At 66.4% G+C, this 2,558-nt stretch carries 3 protein-coding genes; all 3 read right to left on the bottom strand.

What is annotated here, in order from left to right; all coding sequences use genetic code 11:
* Window positions 1-990, bottom strand: a 990-nt coding sequence (locus VIB55_RS25415) for a hypothetical protein (protein WP_331879505.1), incomplete at its 3' end; no start/stop codon positions are given.
* 3 nt (window positions 991-993) lie between these two features.
* Window positions 994-1,323, bottom strand: a complete 330-nt coding sequence (locus VIB55_RS25410) for a hypothetical protein (protein WP_331879504.1) — start codon at window positions 1,321-1,323, stop codon at window positions 994-996.
* The coding region (locus tag VIB55_RS25405) for a hypothetical protein (RefSeq protein WP_331879502.1) at window positions 1,323-2,558 on the bottom strand (1,236 nt) is incomplete at its 5' end. The genes VIB55_RS25405 and VIB55_RS25410, both read right to left, overlap by 1 nt.

The raw sequence follows: 2,558 nt of genomic DNA, 5'->3' as shown, positions 1-2,558 counted from the left end.
GTCCAATTCCGGCTGCGAGTTGATCGGATGGCCCCGCTCGAACGGATACTGCCACAACCGCGGTCCGTACTGCTTTACCAACGGGTCTGAACCAACATCCGACTCCGGTGGCATCTGCGACACCAGTTCGACTCCGCCCTCCGTATAGGCGTAAGCGCGCACGATCGTCCGCGCGTCCCGCCCTGCCGTGCTGATATTGGTGACGTTCAGGTAGGTAGACGGATCTACGCGGTAGGCAGGCGTCGTTACGTCCCGAGGCGGCGCGACGAAGGAGACCGCGAAGGTGCCCGCAGCGTAGTTCCGACGGGTTCGTGCAATGCGTCCGGCCGCCTCCGCAAGTTTCTCCAGAGATTCCCACACGGATGTGTCCTCAACGTCGAAGCGCGTGACTTCGAACGTGGTCGCGTCCGGGTAGCTTTCGAGCGTGTACTGCCCCGGGCCCATCTCCCCGTCTAGAATCGACTGACCGGCCACGTGCGCCAGCGGCGGGTTGTCCGCGTCCCCGAACTGCCTAGCTTCACGGAAGTAGGTGTCGGCTAAGGGTCCTGCGAGATCTCGCAGCGGCACCTCAACAGTGGAGCCCCCACCCCACTGCGGATCGTCGGCGAAGCCGCTCAGTATCGGGATCCAGTCCTCGTCCGCAGGCTCAACACCCGGCGGGAGTATGCAGGCGTTGATCTGCACCTCGCGTCCGAACTCGATGGCGGGGGCGTACGCCCCACCGTTCTGGTTAAGAGCCGAGCCGGTCATCAGCACCGCCAGCGACGCCGCGCCCACCTCGCGGTGCAGGGACAGCTTTCCGGAACCGATAGGGCTGTCGCCCGAAGAAGGGGACACCGAGAGGGTACGTATCCAGTTGCGGCCGCCGAAAGATCGGTACGACTGCATGACGGTTTCCACGCCGTCCGGCCGCTCGATCAGCACATCCAAGTGCGTTACGAACTTGCCGGACTGCCATAGCGCCAACAGTGCGGGTGACGGGGTGGCCACGCGTCACACCTCCTGAAACGTCAAGGACAGCACCACCTCGAATCCGTTCTTTACCCGCTCGAACGACCTGTCGCGAACCGTGACATTCACAGTTGCCGGGGAGACCAGCGCGTCGCCTGTAAGGGGAACGTCCCCCGCGAGCGCGGCGACATACGCCGCAGCCTCAGCACTCGTAAGGGGGCGCGTGTCGCCCTCCCACTCGCGCCGACCCGCATCGCGACCGTCCAGCAGCGTGTTGTCGAACGCACGCACCAATTCACCGCGCGTCACCCTCTCACGCTGGCGGAGCGACACCATGTCGAGCGTCAGCCCATTCGCAGCTAGGAACGGCATCAGGCGAACCTCGGCCGCGGCATGCTGGCGAGGGTAGCGCGTGCGCGCGGATCACTGGCGGCGGCGCTCTCCGCCCCCCGGTACCACCTCGCGTACATGTCGTCCGCACTTTCACTTTCGGCCGACTGGAACACCCACGTGGTGTTGCCGCCCTGCACGATTGCGCCACGCCCCTCGTCCACCCTCGTCGTTCCTCGGCCGTCCGGGGGCGTGGGTGGCGGCGGAAGCGGGGGGCGAGGTGCCGCGGCTGCACGGCCGATGGTGGCGGCGTAGGCGTATTGGCCGACCTTTAAGCCCTCGACGGCGTTTACCGCCGCGCGCGCGAGCTGATTCAGCCCGTTGGCGGCGCTGTCGAAGTCCAGGGCGCCAATCTTCCGGCGCGCCTCCTCCGCGGAATCGATCATCGCGTCGCCCCACCTCGTGAGGGGGGAGTTACCGCCGAAGGGGTTCAGTGCGTCCAGCATGCGCCCGATCACCCGGATGATTCGGCCGAACGCTTCCTGGACGTAAGTGGTGGCGAGGGCCAGCACCCTCATGGGGCCCGCGAGCAGCTTAAGAACCGGGATGATGGACACTGCCATCATCTCCCCGATGATCGCCAGCGGTTCGACCAGCGCACCCACTACGGGCGCAAGCCGCTCCATCATCGGCCCGAGCACCTCCATCGCCCCGGCCATCGCCAACGCAATGTGCGGCGGCGCGCCGGAGCTGATCGCCCCCGCGGCGTTCTGCACAAACTGCGGTGCCTGCTGTAGTGCGAAGCGCCCGATTTCCTTGCCAAGGCGGAACCGATCATCTATCGCCTTCCGCACTCGCGTCATTCCTGCACCCACCACCTCGGAAGCCTTCACCATGTTGGCCGAGATCGTCGCCGCGGAGGTTCGGATGAGGCGGCCGGCCTCGTTGATCTCCACCACACGCGCCGTGACTAGGCTACGCAGAAGGCGGGGCATCTGGACAGCCGCGCCGGCCGCGACCACATCCTCGCGGTTTACTCGCATGCCAACCAAGCCGCGGAGTTCGGTGATCGTCTCACGCAGGCCCAGTGCTTCAGGACTCAGCTTGTCCCTCAGCCCGTTGAACATCGTCACGGCGCGCGCGAGCGCATCCCGCAATTGGTCGCCGATGGCTCCAGCGGCGGACTGCAGCCGCTCCGTCCCGGGCACGGTCAGAGATACGCCGGTGGCCGTGCCCATCGCCAAGCCGCGCCCAAATAGCAGGGCCTGCTCCCGCAG

Source organism: Longimicrobium sp. (genome assembly GCF_036554565.1).
GTDB lineage: Bacteria > Gemmatimonadota > Gemmatimonadetes > Longimicrobiales > Longimicrobiaceae > Longimicrobium.
This window is presented reverse-complemented; position numbering and strand designations above follow the sequence as displayed.

What these genes read in the sequence shown, in the direction of transcription:
- VIB55_RS25410 (WP_331879504.1), bottom strand. Translation starts at nt 1,323, where the DNA reads ATGCCGTTCCTAGCTGCGAATGGGCTGACGCTCGACATGGTGTCGCTC.